This is a genomic window from Photorhabdus akhurstii (assembly GCF_019090985.1).
In the GTDB taxonomy this organism is placed as follows: Bacteria; Pseudomonadota; Gammaproteobacteria; order Enterobacterales; family Enterobacteriaceae; genus Photorhabdus; species Photorhabdus akhurstii.
Genome location: NZ_CP020335.1, coordinates 502875 through 519961, shown reverse-complemented (window position 1 = coordinate 519961; position 17087 = coordinate 502875). Strand labels below are relative to the sequence as shown.

The 17087-nt window shown below is 43.9% G+C and carries 15 protein-coding genes; 9 read left to right on the top strand and 6 right to left on the bottom strand.

Annotated elements, in window-relative coordinates; all coding sequences use genetic code 11:
* Window positions 1-24 precede the first annotated feature (24 nt).
* The 8 genes from thiC (at window position 25) to B0X70_RS02220 (ending at window position 7355) form a co-directional block, all read left to right on the top strand.
* Window positions 25-1962: a phosphomethylpyrimidine synthase ThiC gene (gene thiC / locus B0X70_RS02255; protein WP_217470787.1), complete on the top strand. Its 1938-nt coding sequence runs from the start codon at window positions 25-27 to the stop codon at window positions 1960-1962.
* Window positions 1946-2596, top strand: coding sequence for a thiamine phosphate synthase (gene thiE, locus B0X70_RS02250; RefSeq protein WP_046396163.1), 651 nt, complete (start codon window positions 1946-1948; stop codon window positions 2594-2596). The genes thiC and thiE overlap by 17 nt, the downstream gene beginning before the upstream one ends.
* Before the next feature lie 11 nt (window positions 2597-2607).
* Window positions 2608-3357: a HesA/MoeB/ThiF family protein gene (locus B0X70_RS02245; protein ID WP_046396162.1), complete on the top strand. Its 750-nt coding sequence runs from the start codon at window positions 2608-2610 to the stop codon at window positions 3355-3357.
* A complete protein-coding gene (gene thiS / locus B0X70_RS02240) occupies window positions 3354-3554 on the top strand; it encodes a sulfur carrier protein ThiS (RefSeq protein ID WP_046396161.1) in 201 nt (66 codons plus the stop codon). Before B0X70_RS02245 ends, thiS begins: the two co-directional genes overlap by 4 nt.
* A 1-nt stretch (window position 3555) precedes the next feature.
* Window positions 3556-4323 (top strand): thiazole synthase, encoded by a 768-nt coding sequence (locus tag B0X70_RS02235; protein ID WP_036814780.1) that lies wholly within the window; start codon window positions 3556-3558, stop codon window positions 4321-4323.
* Window positions 4323-5462: a 2-iminoacetate synthase ThiH gene (gene thiH, locus B0X70_RS02230; protein WP_217470786.1), complete on the top strand. Its 1140-nt coding sequence runs from the start codon at window positions 4323-4325 to the stop codon at window positions 5460-5462. The genes B0X70_RS02235 and thiH overlap by 1 nt, the downstream gene beginning before the upstream one ends.
* A gap of 618 nt (window positions 5463-6080) precedes the next feature.
* Window positions 6081-6557 (top strand): carbohydrate binding domain-containing protein, encoded by a 477-nt coding sequence (locus B0X70_RS02225; protein ID WP_036814783.1) that lies wholly within the window; start codon window positions 6081-6083, stop codon window positions 6555-6557.
* 312 nt (window positions 6558-6869) lie between these two features.
* A complete protein-coding gene (locus tag B0X70_RS02220) occupies window positions 6870-7355 on the top strand; it encodes a hypothetical protein (RefSeq protein ID WP_046396159.1) in 486 nt (161 codons plus the stop codon).
* A 62-nt stretch (window positions 7356-7417) separates the two neighbouring features.
* Here B0X70_RS02220 and B0X70_RS02215 read toward each other — a convergent pair whose 3' ends face one another.
* From B0X70_RS02215 to B0X70_RS02195, 5 genes are read right to left on the bottom strand one after another with little or no spacing between them, the layout of a single operon-like run.
* A complete protein-coding gene (locus B0X70_RS02215) occupies window positions 7418-7999 on the bottom strand; it encodes a DUF1349 domain-containing protein (RefSeq protein ID WP_217470785.1) in 582 nt (193 codons plus the stop codon).
* A 14-nt stretch (window positions 8000-8013) separates the two neighbouring features.
* The gene (locus tag B0X70_RS02210) at window positions 8014-9165 is read right to left on the bottom strand and encodes an MFS transporter (RefSeq protein ID WP_217470784.1); all 1152 of its coding nucleotides are present in this window, start codon (window positions 9163-9165) and stop codon (window positions 8014-8016) included.
* Between the two features lie 59 nt (window positions 9166-9224).
* Window positions 9225-9857: an HAD family hydrolase gene (locus tag B0X70_RS02205; RefSeq protein ID WP_046396156.1), complete on the bottom strand. Its 633-nt coding sequence runs from the start codon at window positions 9855-9857 to the stop codon at window positions 9225-9227.
* Window positions 9858-9870: 13 nt separating this feature from the next.
* Window positions 9871-10932: a zinc-dependent alcohol dehydrogenase gene (locus B0X70_RS02200; RefSeq protein WP_217470783.1), complete on the bottom strand. Its 1062-nt coding sequence runs from the start codon at window positions 10930-10932 to the stop codon at window positions 9871-9873.
* Window positions 10932-12182 (bottom strand): class-III pyridoxal-phosphate-dependent aminotransferase, encoded by a 1251-nt coding sequence (locus tag B0X70_RS02195; RefSeq protein WP_046396166.1) that lies wholly within the window; start codon window positions 12180-12182, stop codon window positions 10932-10934. The genes B0X70_RS02200 and B0X70_RS02195 overlap by 1 nt, the downstream gene beginning before the upstream one ends.
* A gap of 816 nt (window positions 12183-12998) precedes the next feature.
* Here B0X70_RS02195 and B0X70_RS02190 point away from each other — a divergent pair.
* Window positions 12999-14192, top strand: a complete 1194-nt coding sequence (locus B0X70_RS02190) for a multidrug effflux MFS transporter (RefSeq protein WP_046397178.1) — start codon at window positions 12999-13001, stop codon at window positions 14190-14192.
* 7 nt (window positions 14193-14199) lie between these two features.
* On the opposite strand, the gene malT is transcribed toward B0X70_RS02190, so the two are convergent.
* Window positions 14200-16914 carry an HTH-type transcriptional regulator MalT gene (malT, locus tag B0X70_RS02185; protein WP_217470782.1) on the bottom strand — a complete coding sequence of 905 codons (2715 nt, stop codon included), beginning with the start codon at window positions 16912-16914 and terminating at the stop codon, window positions 14200-14202.
* Between the last annotated feature and the right edge of the window lie 173 nt (window positions 16915-17087).

Genomic DNA, 17087 nt, shown 5'->3' with positions numbered 1-17087 from the left:
CAATAACACAGTTAGGAATTTGCTATGTCTCATAATACTTTTATCCCTACAACCGATATTTCACCAAAACCCAATCCGGCACGCCCGCGTAAAGCTCAACGCGATGCCGCTCAGGAATTTATTAATTCTATTCAGGGCGTGACGTTCCCAAATTCACGACGAATTTATCTTCAAGGTTCCCGTGACGATATCCAAGTTCCAATGCGCGAAATTCAGTTATCGCCCACGTTAATTGGCGGAACCAAAGAAGAGCCTCAGTATGAGGAAAATGAAGCCATTCCGGTTTATGATACTTCCGGCGCTTATGGCGATCCTGATGCCAAACTGGATGTACATGTAGGGTTAACCAAGCTACGCCAACCGTGGATCGATGAACGCCAAGATACTGAACCTGTTGCCGCCCTCGGCTCCGATTTTACTCAGCAACGCCTGGCGGATGCCGGTCTCGATCATTTACGTTTCAATCATCGCCCCCATCCATTAAAAGCCCATGAAGGCAAATGCGTTACTCAACTGCACTATGCCCGCAAAGGCATCATCACACCGGAAATGGAATTTATCGCACTGCGGGAAAATATGGGGCGCGAACGTATCCACGGTGATGTGCTACGCCAACAACATGCTGGACAAAGTTTTGGCGCTCAGTTGCCGGAAAATATCACACCAGAATTTGTCCGTCAGGAAGTCGCAGCCGGTCGGGCTATTATTCCTGCCAATATTAATCACCCTGAATCAGAACCGATGATTATTGGCCGCAATTTTCTGGTTAAGGTTAACGCTAATATCGGTAATTCTTCCGTCACCTCTTCTATTGAGGAAGAAGTAGAAAAGTTAATCTGGTCTACTCGCTGGGGCGCAGATACGGTCATGGATCTCTCCACAGGCCGTTATATCCACGAAACCCGCGAATGGATCTTACGTAATAGCCCGGTACCTATCGGCACAGTCCCTATTTATCAGGCGCTGGAGAAAGTCAATGGCGTCGCGGAAAATCTCACCTGGGAAATGTTCCGTGATACCTTGCTGGAACAAGCGGAACAAGGAGTTGATTACTTCACCATTCATGCCGGTGTATTACTGCGCTATGTACCGATGACAGCCAAACGCCTCACCGGGATTGTCTCCCGCGGTGGTTCAATTATGGCGAAATGGTGTCTGTCTCATCATCAAGAAAACTTCCTCTACCAACATTTCCATGAAATTTGTGAAATCTGCGCCGCTTATGATGTTTCCCTATCATTGGGAGACGGTCTGCGCCCCGGTTCTATTCAGGATGCTAATGATGAAGCGCAGTTTGCAGAACTGCACACATTAGGTGAACTGACCAAAATTGCCTGGGAATATGATGTTCAGGTGATGATAGAAGGTCCTGGGCATATTCCTATGCAGATGATCCGCCGCAATATAACGGAAGAATTAGAGCATTGTCACGAAGCCCCTTTCTATACTCTTGGCCCACTGACAACAGATATTGCACCGGGTTATGACCATTTTACTTCCGGTATCGGCGCAGCCATGATTGGCTGGTTTGGCTGCGCCATGCTCTGTTATGTGACGCCAAAAGAGCATCTCGGTTTGCCAAACAAAGACGATGTTAAACAAGGGCTGATTACCTACAAAATCGCTGCTCATGCCGCCGATCTCGCCAAAGGTCATCCCGGCGCACAAATCCGCGATAACGCGATGTCCAAAGCACGTTTTGAATTTCGTTGGGAAGATCAATTTAATCTGGCGCTCGATCCCGATACTGCTCGCGCCTATCACGATGAAACTTTGCCACAAGCGTCCGGAAAAATTGCGCATTTCTGTTCTATGTGTGGACCTAAATTCTGCTCTATGAAGATTTCTCAGGAAGTACGCGATTACGCCGCAGGTATGGAACAGATGTCTGAAGCATTCCGCGCCCACGGTGGCGAGTTGTATCACAGCGTAGAGGATGTATCCCATGAACAATCTGCCTAACGCGCCATTTGCCCCAACTGAATACAAATTGGGCCTATATCCCGTCGTGGATTCGCTAGAGTGGATTTCCCGTTTGTTAAAAGCAGGCGTCACCACAATTCAGTTGAGAATTAAAGATCGACCAGAAGATCAGGTGGAAGAAGATATTCAGCAAGCCATTATGCTCAGTCGCCAATACAACGCTCGTTTGTTTATCAACGACTACTGGCGACTGGCAATAAAGCACGGCGCTTATGGTGTCCATCTTGGGCAGGAAGATTTAGTTATCGCTGATCTGAACGCCATCCAAACAGCGGGATTGCGGTTAGGAATCTCTACCCACGATGAACAAGAGCTGACTCGAGCAAAATCCCTGCGTCCATCTTATATCGCTCTCGGCCATATTTTCCCAACCACGACCAAAGAGATGCCATCTTCCCCGCAAGGACTGGCAGCCCTGAAACGGCAGGTAGAAAGCACGCCAGACTATCCCACTGTCGCCATCGGAGGCATCTCTCTTGAACGCGTACCGGATGTCATTGCAACGGGAGTCGGCAGTGTGGCACTGGTTAGTGCCATTACCAAAGCAAAAGATTGGCGTCAGGCAACCGCACAACTGCTTCATCTGGTTGAAGGCGTTGAATTGAAGGGATAGAGGAGGTTCTTATGTTAAATGATCAAGAATTTATGCGTTACAGCCGACAACTGTTACTCGAAGATATCGGCCCGGAAGGGCAGGAAAAACTGAAATCCAGCCGCGTACTGATTGTCGGACTGGGAGGGCTAGGCGCTCCCGCTTCTCTCTATCTGGCCGGGGCAGGTGTGGGAACAATTTATCTCGCTGATGATGACCAATTGCACATTTCCAATTTACAACGGCAAATACTTTACCGCACCGAAGAGATCCCTGCCGCAAAAGCTGAACTTGCAGCCAATCAACTCAATGCATTGAATCCGCTGATAAGAACAATGGTCCTTAATCAACGACAGGACCTGGAATCTCTGACAACAATCGTGAAGCAAGTCGATCTGGTTCTCGATTGCTGTGACAACATGACAACCCGCCACGCTATCAATGCCGCTTGTGTGGCAACACGAAAGCCATTGATTAGCGGCAGTGCTGTCGGTTTTAGCGGCCAACTTATGGTATTTGAACCCCCTTATCTTCATGGCTGCTATAGCTGTCTCTACCCTGAACAGGAAGAACCACTACGAAATTGCCGGACTGCGGGTGTATTAGGTCCGGTAGTCGGTATCATCGGCACATTACAGGCATTGGAAGCCATCAAAATGTTAACCGGGCTTCCTTCCCCGTTAAGCGGCAAGCTCCGACTGTTTGATGGTAAACAGCAAAGCTGGAGCACACTACAACTTAACCCGTCGCAACAATGCCCGATTTGCAGAGATATTGCATGAAAATTACGGTAAACGACCAGCCGATGGAGCTTATGGCTCCTCTGGCTATACAGCAATTGCTAGAACAACTTAAACAAACACAACCGGGAATGGCACTGGCTATTAATCAAACCATTATTCCGCGTTCAGAGTGGAATACGCATCAGATCAATGATGGAGACAATATCCTTTTATTTCAGGCTATTGCTGGAGGTTGATATGTTAAAAATTGCTGATACGACTTTTCATTCCCGCCTATTTACCGGTACAGGCAAATTCGCCAACGCAAATGTAATGACTCAAGCTATAGCCGCCTCCGGCAGTCAGCTTGTCACGATGGCAATGAAACGCATTGATTTGCAAAGCGGTAATGACGCTATTTTGGCGCCATTGCAAAAACTTGGCGTCAAATTGCTGCCAAATACTTCTGGGGCCAAAACCGCAGAAGAGGCTCTGTTTGCCGCCCGTCTGGCCCGTGAAGCACTGGCAACCAACTGGATCAAACTGGAGATCCACCCGGATGTGAAATACTTATTGCCTGACCCGGTTGAAACACTCAAAGGCGCGGAAATGTTGGTCAAAGATGGGTTTGTCGTTCTGCCCTATTGCAGTGCTGATCCCGTTTTGTGTAAACGTCTGGAAGAGGTGGGTTGCGCGGCGGTCATGCCTTTAGGCGCGCCGATCGGCTCTAATCAAGGGCTACTAACGCGAGATTTCCTGCAAATTATTATTGAGCAAGCACAAGTGCCGGTGGTTATTGATGCCGGCATCGGCGCACCAAGCCATGCGCTGGAAGCGATTGAACTAGGAGCTGATGCCGTATTAGTCAACACCGCAATTGCCGTTGCACGAGATCCCATAAAAATGGCTCAAGCTTTTAAAATGGCGATTGAAGCAGGCGAATTATCCTCTCAAGCTGGTCTGGCAAGTCCAAAACAACATGCTGTTGCATCCAGTCCGCTGACTGATTTCCTGAGAGTGTTGTGATGACAAATCATCTTACAAACAGCCATTTTAGTTACCGCTGGCAGCAGTTGGACTGGGATGACATTACCCTTCGCATTAATAGCAAAACCGCGCAGGATGTTGAACGAGCATTAAGCAGCAACAAATTAAATCTGGACGATTTCATGGCTTTGCTCTCTCCGGCTGCGAAATCCTATATCGAACCACTGGCACAACGGGCACAGAAACTGACTCGTCAACGCTTCGGTAACACCGTCGGTTTTTATGTACCGCTTTATCTCTCCAATTTGTGTGCCAATGACTGCACCTATTGCGGGTTCTCAATGAGTAACCGCATCAAACGCAAGACACTGAATAAAGATGAAATTATTGCCGAATGTCAGGCGATTAAAGCGCTGGGCTTCGACAATCTGTTATTAGTCACCGGAGAACATCAGGGCAAGGTCGGTATGGATTATTTCCGCCGCTATCTGCCACTTATCCGCGAATATTTCAGCTCAATAATGATGGAAGTCCAGCCTATGACACAGGAAGAGTACTCAGAATTAAAAACGCTGGGGCTAGATGGTGTGATGGTTTATCAGGAAACCTATCATGAGCCAACTTACCTGTTGCATCATCTACGGGGTAAGAAACGGGATTTTCACTGGCGACTACAAACACCCGATCGTCTTGGTCGGGCAAAAATCGATAAAATCGGTTTAGGAGCGCTAATTGGCCTCTCTAATCATTGGCGGACAGACTGCTATATGGTGGCGGAGCATTTATTCTTTCTACAACGTACATATTGGCAGAGCCGTTACTCTATTTCATTCCCACGTTTGCGACCTTGTGCTGGAGGCATTGAGCCTGCATCGCTGATGAGTGAAGCAGAACTGGTACAACTGATTTGTGCTTTTCGTTTATTGGCGCCAGATGTTGAGCTTTCTATTTCTACCCGCGAATCTCCATTCTTCCGCGATCATGTCATACCACTAGCGATTAATAATGTTAGTGCCGGTTCTAAAACCCAACCCGGTGGTTACGCAGATAATAGCCGCGAAGAATTGGAACAATTTATGCCGCATGATAACCGTTCTGTTTATCAGGTCGCGGAAGTATTAATTAAAGCCGGGTTACAACCTGTCTGGAAAGATTGGGATGGTTATTTAGGCCGATAATTTAATTTTCTCTCTTCTCAAATAATTCGATTTTAAGTAAAAGCCCTTAATAGGTAATAACTCCAGAAAAATAGGATTTAATATAGAAAACTGTCTGGTGCTAATACCAGACAGTAATATAACTCGATGAGATAAACAATAAAACAACTCTCATTTAAAATATATTTTCTGAATTTTGAATAAGAACTTCCCAATCGAATTCGCCTACTATTTCAACACAATCACTTTGCGCAAACTTAAATTTAACCTTTAATATACAAATAAATTACTTATCAAGATACAAATTATCCACATAAAGAAAAAAATCGTACATCTTAATATTCATTAAATAGGCAATACATTCTTCATAGACAGATTAATTACCTATTTCCAGAATGGAATTCAACATTAAACTCCAATTAATACCGAAAAATAGCGATAAAACTAAATAAAATACACCACACATATTGAAATTCACCCTAATTTATTCCATATTTTTATTAATTTACACAAATTACAATTCACCACCAACAAAAAATACAATTGAGTATTATCCCATTATTGATAAAGTGCCCCCCCGAAAAACAAAGCGCTGAAAGAAATTAAACTCATTTCTATCTATTTAAAAAGGACTAATATATGAACGTACAAGAAATCCTGAATAATGAAGATTATTCTGATAGCAAGAAAAACTCTCATAAAGAACTGGTAAACGGCTCATTCGAAGAAGGATATAACGGCTGGAGAATCCCAGCTCCTGAATCAGTAGAAATCTTATCTGAAAATGGCGTGCACTTTATCAGAATCCAAAGCGTTACCGGTTCAGGCGTCATTGATCAAATTATCGAAGGATTAGAACCTAACACTAAATATAAACTAACCGGTACAGCTCGCGTATCAGCAGAATGGGCCTCATCAGCTTATTTTGGTTTACAGAGCCATACCGATGGCCCCAACTCTTTTGCTGTAAACAGCACCGATTTTACAACAGGTTCGGTAGAATTAAGTACAGATCAAAAGGGACTTTTACGCGTTTATTTATTGAAAGACCAAGTTGGCCCTCGCCCAGACGGAGAAACCGCTGACTTTACCGGTTTTATTTTAGAGAAAGCCTAAGCATTTAACTTCGATATATTTTAACATTTTAAACACCCAGAGTTCACTGCTCTGGGTGTTTAAATATAGGTTGAAAAAATAAACTTAAAAATTACAAAGTGATATTTTAACTAGAATATAGCTCAATTATTTAAAAATAAATCCCCATCGTAATAATTTCGTCACCTCATTTATTTTCACACTAATTATCACAGACATAATATTCAATTGAAAAACACCATTGAATATTTCCCCATTATTGCTAAAGTACTTACAGAAAAAATTATTAAGAAAAATAAAATTCAATCGTTATTCATTTAACAGGACTCATATATGGATATGAAGAAAATATTAAATCGCACAGATTATTCTGATACAAAAAACGCTAATAAAGAACTGGTTAATGGCTCATTTGATGAAGGATATAAAGGCTGGAGAATTCCAGCCCCTGAAACTGTAGAAATTTTATCCGAGAATGGGGTTAATTTTCTTAGCATCCAAAGCTATTCCAGCTCTGGCGTCATTGATCAAATTATAACAGGATTAGAACCTAACGTTAGATATAGACTGACGGGTACAGCACGCTTATCGATAAAAAAAATACCACAAAGGGCATTGCCAGCTTATTTTGGTTTACAGAATCGCACATTTGGCCCCGAATCCTTTGTTGTAAATAGCTTCAATTTTACGACCGGTTCAGTTGAATTAAACACAGATGAAGAGGGACTTTTACGTGTTTACATACTGAAAGAACAATTTGTAGAACTTCCAGAAGAAGCAACTGCTGACTTTACCGGTTTTATTCTAGAAAGAGTTTAAACATCTGACTTGATATATAACACCCGAAGCATATTGCTCCGGGTGCTTTAAAGCATGTCTGGCTAACTTAAATCATGCAATGGTTTTTTTATTGGCGGTGCCAATTGGAAATCAGAAAACCTCACCTGTAATCCGTGCCGTTCTGGAGAACAACACATTGCACCAACAAAGACGGGTTGTTTATCTTCAAAAAAAGGAGCCAACCTCAACAATGGCCACCGTAAACCATCAGTGGAATATTGCAATCTTAAATACCCCTCTTCACGAGTCAAACGTAACCAGAATTTACTAGAATCACCGGGAAATACGCCCATAGACCAATCAGAATGATGACGTGTCAGCACACTACCAATCGTGGCATGACCATCAGAATATTCAATTCCGCCTTTCAGCCAATGTTTCTCATCGACTAATAGCATGACTCCTGCTTGATCGTATAAATGTTCAAAACAGCCTTCAATACAGAGTTGAAAGGTGAAATCATTCTCAACATAACGCCCAAAAACATGGCCATTATGACGTTCAAAGCCATACCATGTTTTCTGCCAAAAGTCGGTCTTATGATCTGTGGTGACATTAAGCCAATCAATGCCACATTGCCAATCGGATGGTTCATTAAGCCAATGATATTGTGACAAACTCATAGGAATTTCCTCTATTATCTTCCGCTCGAATTAATCAATTTATATCCTGCAAATAAGGAGATAGAGAGTAAAGCAATACAAGCAAAAGCGCCGTGTAATGTCACAATATGCGCTAATCCACCAATGATTGCAGGTCCCAGCAAAATCCCTGAATATCCCATTGTAGAAACCGCGGCAACCGCCAGCGAATCAGGCATAATTTTCTGTTGACCAGAAGCGGTAAAAAGCATTGGCGCTATATTGGATAATCCGGCGCCTATCATCAGGAAAGAGAGTCCTAATATCATTGCGGTTGATGCTGAGTAAATAAGAATAAACCCAACAGTCGCCAATAAAGCACTGCTGATAAAAACTCGTTGATGTCCATAAAGGGCAATAATCTTATCACCCATAAAGCGGCCCGATGTCATAGCAATAGCAAACAGGGTATAACCGATACCAGCCTGATGACTACTGATATTATGTACGCTGGTTAATAATATACCGCTCCAGTCCAGCATTGATCCTTCCATGATATAAGCGACAAAACAGAGAAAGCCCAATAAAATCACGATCCCATGAGGCACAGCAAAGAATGGCGTATTACCCGCTTCGGCTTCGTTCAATAACCCGCCCCATACCGGCAATAGCAATAAAATAATCAGTAATACCGCCATTACCATCACCTGGAGAGGAGATATTCCCAGAGACAATAATGCACTCACCGATCCTGCGCCGGCGATCCCGCCCAAACTAAATAACGCGTGAAAGCCAGACATAATTGGCCGCTGAGCCATTTTCTCGACCATGACGGCATGGATATTGACCACAACATCCATTGCCCCAATACCTGCACCAAAGACAAATAAAACGCAAGCCAGTGTCAACGGTGTCGGTAATACACTTAACCCTGGCAACATCACTAGCACGACCAAAGCACATAAAGTGAAAATGTTCCGGCAACCGAAACGTGCGGCTAACATGCCCGCTATTGGCATCATGATGAAAGAACCAATGCCGAATGCCAACATTAGAAGCCCCATAGCGCCATTATCAAGTTGTAACCGTTCTTTAGCTAAAGGAATAAGGGGAGCCCAACTTGCAAGACTAAAACCAGCAATAAAAAAAGCGGCGCGCGTCGCCATAATGGGTTGTTTTACCAAAGAGATAATATTTTGATCAGACAACTCATGTTCCTTCTATGTCAATAAAATGCCCTCCGCTATCACTAACGGAGAGCATTAAGTTACCCAAAATTAATTTTAGAAAATTGCGGAATATCGGTCAGCGCCCCAATAATACGAGTTGCCTGTTGATACTGTTCCGCAACCGATAAAGCATGGGGCCAAGCATACACATAGGGAATACCTGCCTGCGTTGCTGCTGTAATACCCAAATCGGTATCTTCAATCACTAATGTTTGATGAACATCCATAGACTTCAATTTCAACATAGCAAGATAGGGATCTGGATGAGGTTTCGTCCTCGCAACATCATCACCAGAGATTAAAGCCGGGCTTTCATTCAACTCCAGTAATCCAATATTCGCCAAACAGACTTCCCGCGGCGCAGTAGAAACAAAGCCAAAAGGGATACGGTGCTGTTGTAAGGCCGCTATCAACCTGGAAATCCCTGGACGAAGGTAACTTTTAGACAGCTTATCTTTGTAAACAGAGACGATTTGGGCAGTGATCTCTTGCTGTTGCTGAGCTGGCACCCCAATGTAATCTAACGTTTCCTCCAGACTCAGGCCAATAAGTTGCTGTGGTTGTACATGCTGTGTGTAATCAGGAGCCAAATCACAAAGAACATCAAAGTGCAGTTGTTCACTGTCAACAATGACTCCATCGATATCAAAAATCACATTAAATCTATCCATGTGAAACATTCCATTATTTTAGATCGGAAATACGGATCAGCACTTTACAGTTCGGAGTAAACAGTGGTTTTTGGCTTTTGCACGCAATATCACAACCCACAGTGAGAAAAGCCTGCAAGTAATCATTAAAATCAAAAATTTGGCTGACCAGACGACCGGCTGGAATAACACCATCACGGATCATGGTATAAGCACGCTCAAAACTGTTATTCAGAGAATCAATGGAACCAATCACGGAAAGGCTCTTATCAGCAATTTTCAAGATATCAAGATTGGCATGCTTATCTTTAAGCGCGACATTCAACAATTTTCCGCCAGGCGCCAAATGGTCAAAAATGTATTCGGTTAACTGGCCGGTCGTATCCACACATAGATCGATAAGCGCTAATTTATCACCATATTGTTGCGCCAATGCCTCATCAAAATCAGTATACAGCTCACATTCCGGCGGCAGATTTTCTTTGGCAAATTGAACACGACTTTCGTTTTTCTCGACCATGAAAGCCTTAACGCCTTTGGCATGTAAAGCCCAAATGTAGAGCATTCCCATTGGGCCTGCGCCAGCGACCGCCGCACGAATATTAGTATGAGTAATGCCCAGTTTATCAACCCCGGTCAGTGTGCAACTGAGTGGCTCAGTCAATGATGCCTCTTCCATACTGACATGATCATCCAGCTTTATCAGTGAACTCTCTTTAGCCAGATACTGTTCAGCAAATGCCCCGTCATAGGAAACCCCCGCTTCGGTTCCCAATTTTTTCTCACAATGATTTGGACTACCTGTCTGGCACATCCGACAATGCCCACAGGAATAGGTCGGATTGATGACAACACGGTCCCCCACATTAAAATGAGTGACACTCTTCCCTATTTGCGCAACAACTCCCGTTGTTTCATGGCCCAGAGTGGTTCCCGGAATAGCAACAGGATAAGATCCGGTGATAATCCCAACATCCGTACCACAAACGCCACACACCGCAATATCAACGACAACATCATCAGACTCAACACAGCGTAACGGTTCAATATCCTGGATTTGCACATCCCACACCCGATTAAATTTAAGTGCTTTCATTACGCTACCTCCTTGTTGTCAAACATATTTAATGTCATATCAGCAAAAGTCAGATCAAGTTTATGCAGAATTTCGTTTAAATGCTCCTGAGTACAAATTAGCGGTGGACGAACTTTAAGCGCACGACCTTTACCATAACGAGAACCACGGATGATCAAGTTATGCGAGTTCGCTATTGCAATCGCTTGTGCCGCAAATTCCGGTGATGGCGTATCAAAGCCAAACATATAACCGACTCCCCTAACACCGGTAATCTCTGGGTATTTATGCTGTAATGCTAATAAGCCATCACGTAAATAAGCTTCATGACGTTGCACATTCTCCAGAACCTGTTCGTCTTCGATAATATCGATAATTTCGTTGAGAGCTGTTAATGAAAGAGGGTTAGCGCCTGATGTACTGGAATGTTCGAATGACTCTAATACATCCAATGAACTCCGCATCAGCACGCCACCGGTAGGAATACCTATGCCACCAGCGCCCTTAGCGAAAACAATAATATCTGGCTCTAATTCTTTGGCATAACCGGTTGAAGCAAAAAATGTCCCGGTACGGCCAAATCCAGTCTGTACTTCATCTGCAATAATAATAATGTCATGTTTATGGCAGATGTCTCTGATCTTACGGTAAAAATCGACAGGGAAAACGTTATTCCCGCCGTTTCCTTGAATAGGCTCAATAATAAGACAAGCAATATTGTCATTTGAACCTAATTGAATAAATTGCTCCAAGTCAAAATATTGATTGGGTTCTGTATTCGGTTCAAATTCTGACATGACACTCGCAGGGGTTGGAACTTTTAAAGAACCATCAATGTTGACATGGAAATCTTTAATTCTAAAAGCATTGCCCGAAATTTGCGCCGTGGCTAAAGATTGGCCATGATGAGCCAGAAAGAAAGAGATAACTCCTGAACGCCCTGTTGCTTTTTGCGCGATACGAATTGCACATTCAACTGCCCCAGAACCGGAAACATCACGCAACCATATTCTATTAATTCCTTCAGGAGTATGTTTAACTAATTTAGCCAAAATATATTGGGACATTTCATGGGTATAAGCTGAACTTAGATGTGTACATCTATCGATCTGCTGTTTTAATTTTTCTGCTATTCTACGATTAGTGTACCCAAGTGGAAGGTTAAATGTTCCAGAGGCCGCATCGATATACTTTTCACCATCAATTTCCAGATAAGGGCCGTTCCCAACAAAACGAGAAAGCATATCTTCAAACCGTTTGCTATTTTCCATCATTTCATTACCTTAATTAATCATTTCTAACTATAAGAAAGCACAATAATCTTCAACAGGTAAGAGAATATTTACTAAAAATTAACTTAGATCAACAAAGAACATATAAAAACCCAAAAAACATTTAAAAAATTAAAGTATTTTATATAAAATACATTATTATTTTGAATGATTGATTAATGACATGCAGAACTGCTGATCTATCGGGTTATGACAAGAAATTCTGTTAAAAATCCTGCAAAACTGTACCGGAAATCTCTCACTTTACGACTTTTGCTCTGAAGATAAGGGCATTTCTATCTCTCGTGGCTATTTTCTGACAGGTGATAAGATGTAATAAAAAATTCTCTATTATTTCTGATTTGTCTGAAACGGTGTATTTTTTCTACACCGAATATAGCCAGACTCTTGACTGATATTCATAATATCGAGTACAGAACGCACTGATATTTCGGCGCGATATTATTTGTCTGCATTTATAATATTTTGACATTAAAAATAATTAAATATTACTATCAGGTATAGCCTTTTGATGTGATGTATCAGGTATTTTTTTCCTATATAAAATTCTTTTAAAAATACCCACACAAGCTGGTTGGTTTACACCAGTGAATAGCTCGTATAAAGTTCAGTCTTTAAAAAAAGTAAAGGGTTCAGTCTGTGGGTGATCCTTGAACATCCCTATCGCTAGCTTGAAATGACTTGCCAGTAGATTTCTGGTGTATCCAAGATCTTTGGTCGCACTAAAGAATGAATTCCACTGAGCCTATTCACCAATAAAACCACCACCATTATTGAAATATCAAAAGAACACACATGCAAAATTATATTCTTCTTCTACTTAGCCTGGCACTTTTTGGACCTTTGGGTGTCGATGTATTCTTGCCTACAGTCCCTGCCATCGCCGAGGATTTTAAAGTTAACAATGAAGTTATTCAGTCGACGATTTCTTTGTTTTTATTAATTATGGGGCTAGGCCAGTTAATCGCCGGACCACTGGTAGATAAATTCGGCCGTCGGCCAGTGGCCCTAACGGGTATTACCTTATATATCATCGGTTCTGTGATCGCAGCGCTTTCTACTTTTCCCGAAATTTTTATTGCCGCGCGAATTATTCAAGGATGCGCAGTCTGCTGTACCAGTGTCGTCTGCGTTAGCGGTGTGCGTGATCGCCTAAACGGTGATGAGGCGGCCAAAGCCTATGGATTTATTAACGGTACGCTAAATATTGTTCCGGCTCTCGCCCCATTACTTGGCGGTATTTTGGCCGAAATTTTCAACTGGCGGGCGCCATTTTGGTTTTTGACTTGCTACTCGGTTATTACACTACTGATCATTGCCGCCTGGTTACCAGAAACGCGCCCCGCTAACACTAAGACTGTTCACGGGCTACCACTGAAACAATACTTTCAAATTCTCAGTAATGCCCAGTTTATGCATTTTGCCCTGGTTAACGCCGGCGTTATGGGCATAGTCATTACCTATGTGTCATTTGCCCCTACCGTGCTGATGACCGAGGGCCATGTATCACCGCTAGCCTTTTCATTGATTTTTGGCGGCAACGGACTCTGGGCGATGATCGCCTTCCTAACCGTAAACAAAATCATCCATCGAATTGGTCGCCCTGGCTGCCTGCTATTAGGAGCAATTCTGATGGCGCTGGCTAGCCTGTCTCTATTTTCTGGCATGCATCTGCCGACTGTCGCCAGCCAGCACTGGCTAAGCTACATGTTACCGGTTGCTTTCGCTTGTACAGGTATGGCATTTGCTATGGGGCCTGCGACCAGTTATGCGCTAGAACCTTATTCTGATGAAGCCGGTGTCGCTTCTGCACTGATAGGATTCGTCCAGATGGCTGTCGGCTCCTCTCTCTCACTCATCGCGATGGTATTGCCATTTTCGCTCAAACAGTCACTAGTGTTAATCATGCTACTCGGTACCGCGCTAACCCTGTCAGCACACCTACGCAGTCGTAACCTGAAAGGGCGGGTAGTTTCGCTAGAATCTTAAATATCTGTCACACACCTAACCCCATCATCTGCATCAGTTGCTGTGCTTGCTGAATCGCCTCCTGGCGATTCGCAATTCCTAGCTTCTGATACAGATTCCGTATATGCGTCTTGATAGTTGTCGTCGCCACATCCAACTCTGCGGCAATCTGATCATTACTGTAGCCTGAGTAAATCAACCCCAACACCTGCCACTCACGCTGTGTGAGCGGGCTATTGCGAATAAGCTCAGGAACATCGGGATGTGTTAGCAACTGTGTGACAAAACTTTCATCAAAATGGGCGAATTTATGACGATGTTGACGATTAATATCCCGCAAAATGCGCTGCGCCCGATGCAACTCCAGCTCAGACAAGGTATTGAGCTGAATAAGCTGACGTAGCTGTTGAGCCATCAACTCGCCTTCAATGACAAAATGGCTAATAAATCCGGTACGGTTAGCCAAAGACAATGCCTCAATGAGTACACTCTGTGCTTCGCTTTTGCGTCCGATATGCCAGTAAAGCAAGTTACACAACAATAAATTACGATTCAGATCGCTGATTAATTGCAATTCTCTCGCATGTTGATTCAGTGTATCCAAAATGGACTCAGCTTCATCATACAAACCAAGCAGAATCTGAGCACGAGCAATATTGCGCCACTGGCCCTGATTAAAATGATTACTGACGCTTTCTGGCCGCTCAGTCTGTGCCAACCACTGAATAGCGGCGCTTTTGTCGTCCATACTCTGCCAAATGATGACTCGCAGCTTGTCAGTATTCGTGCGCCAATCTCTATGATATTGCCCATTATTTAGCAGGTTTTCACAACGCGCCAGATAACGGCGGGCATTATCAATATCTCCTCTGGTCAGAGAACATTTAGACAACTGGGTCAGACACTGCAACTGCTGCTGAGGTTGGAAGTTAGACAACACCTCCAGCCCACGACGCGCAGCCTCTTCGGCTTCATCAAGACGAGACCAGCACCACAAAAGCTGTGAACGGATACGCAACAAAAATTCATGCATTGGCAACTGCTCCAAATGCTGTTCACGGATCAATTCAAACGCCTTGCTCTGCGTTTCATAAGCCGTCTGCAAATATCCCTGAGCCAATAAAATCTCACTTTGCTGCAACAGCGCCCACAACGCATAGTGATGAACATGGAAACGACGCGCCAACTGCTCGGTTTGTTGCATCCGCGCTAATGCATCAGCCAACTCACCTCTACAATGTAATACTTCCCCTTCCACGGAAGTCGCAACAATACGACTGTATTCATTCTGAGGAAGCAGTGCCGCCAAAGCTTGTTTCGCCAACTTATCAGCCATCTCCGGCTTACCACTGTTCATCGCCACCTGAGCCCGTAGCGCGTCGAATTCAGCTAACAGATCCGGCTCAATAGAAATTTGTTTCTGTTGCAACGCCTGTTCCGCCTGATTCAACAGTGTATTGACCTCTGAATAACGATGTTGGCTTTGAGCCAGCCAAGCCTGGAGCAACACCAGACGCGGACTCTCCAATAGCTGCTCATAAGGCAACGCATTCATACACTCTTCCAACAGAGATAACTCACTGTGGTTAAATAGCGACCAAGCATGCTGCAACAAAATATCGCGTAACATGGCAGTATCACCCGCCGCCAAGGCATGATGAATCGCCTCGCCCGGATACCCTTGCGCCAGCCAACCTTCTGCGGCCGCGCGATGCAACTCCGGCAATTGCAACGCCATTTCCCATTGACAGCGTTGACGTAGAAATGAAGCAAAAAGCGGATGAAAACGAAACCATTCGCCAGAATCATCCATACGCTGAATAAACAGCCCCTGACGTTCGGTTTCCTCAAGGCGCTGCTGACCATTCTCTTCACCGGTTAGACGAACAATCAAACCATCATTCATGGAACGTAGGATAGAACTGCGCAACAAAAATTCACGCGTCGAACTATCCACCTGATTAAGTACCTCATCCACCAAATAATCGGAAAGATGGCTGGCGTTAATGCCCGACAAACGCTTAGCCGACAGTTCAGCGGCATCACACGACTGCCGCGCTGACAGCGCAATAAGCTGGAGCGCCGTCGCCCAACCCGCGACTTCATTGCATAGGCGCTTACAATCGTCAGCGTCAAGGGATGTGGTTAAACGCTTATCAAAAAATTGCTGTGTTTCTTGATAATCAAAAGCCAGTTGCTGGCTGTCAATTTCCAGCAATTGCTCACGCACCCGCAGATTAGCAATCCCAAGAGAAGGCAGATTACGCGATAAGATAGTTAATGTCAGATTCTCAGGCTGGTGACGCAGGAAAAACCGCATCGCCTCATGAATAATGCTATTGACAATCAGATGATAATCATCAATCACCAGAAAAATGGGTCGCCGCCATTCATTAAGTTCAATAAATAATTGAGCGAAAAGCGCGGGTAAATTGGCATATTGATGTTTTTGGGCCAACACTTCACTTTTAACACAGTGTCCCTGCGTAGCCTGCTGCAACGCCGCGATAAGATAGCTGGCAAAACGTTCCGGCTGATTATCGCTCTCATCCAAAGAATACCATCCCAGATTATCCTGCCCGGCGGCCCACTGAGAGACCAATGTAGTTTTGCCGTAACCTGCGGGACTCGTTACTAGCACAAGACGATAGTTAAACGACTCATTCAATCTGACTAACAGGCGCTTACGCAAGACTGTATTATTCAGACGAACGGGACGACTCAGTTTTGATGGGATAAGCATTAATTTCCGTGCCCAAAGAAGCGATAAGTAAAACCAGCGCCGGAACCATGTGTAATGTTATTAGAAATTTATTTCACGGTCCGTAATGACGTCATTAATCAGCCCAACCAAATTTAGTGAAATAGATGACTTTTGCAAATATGTTTACGAACCCCATAGTATTAAGTTGCGTG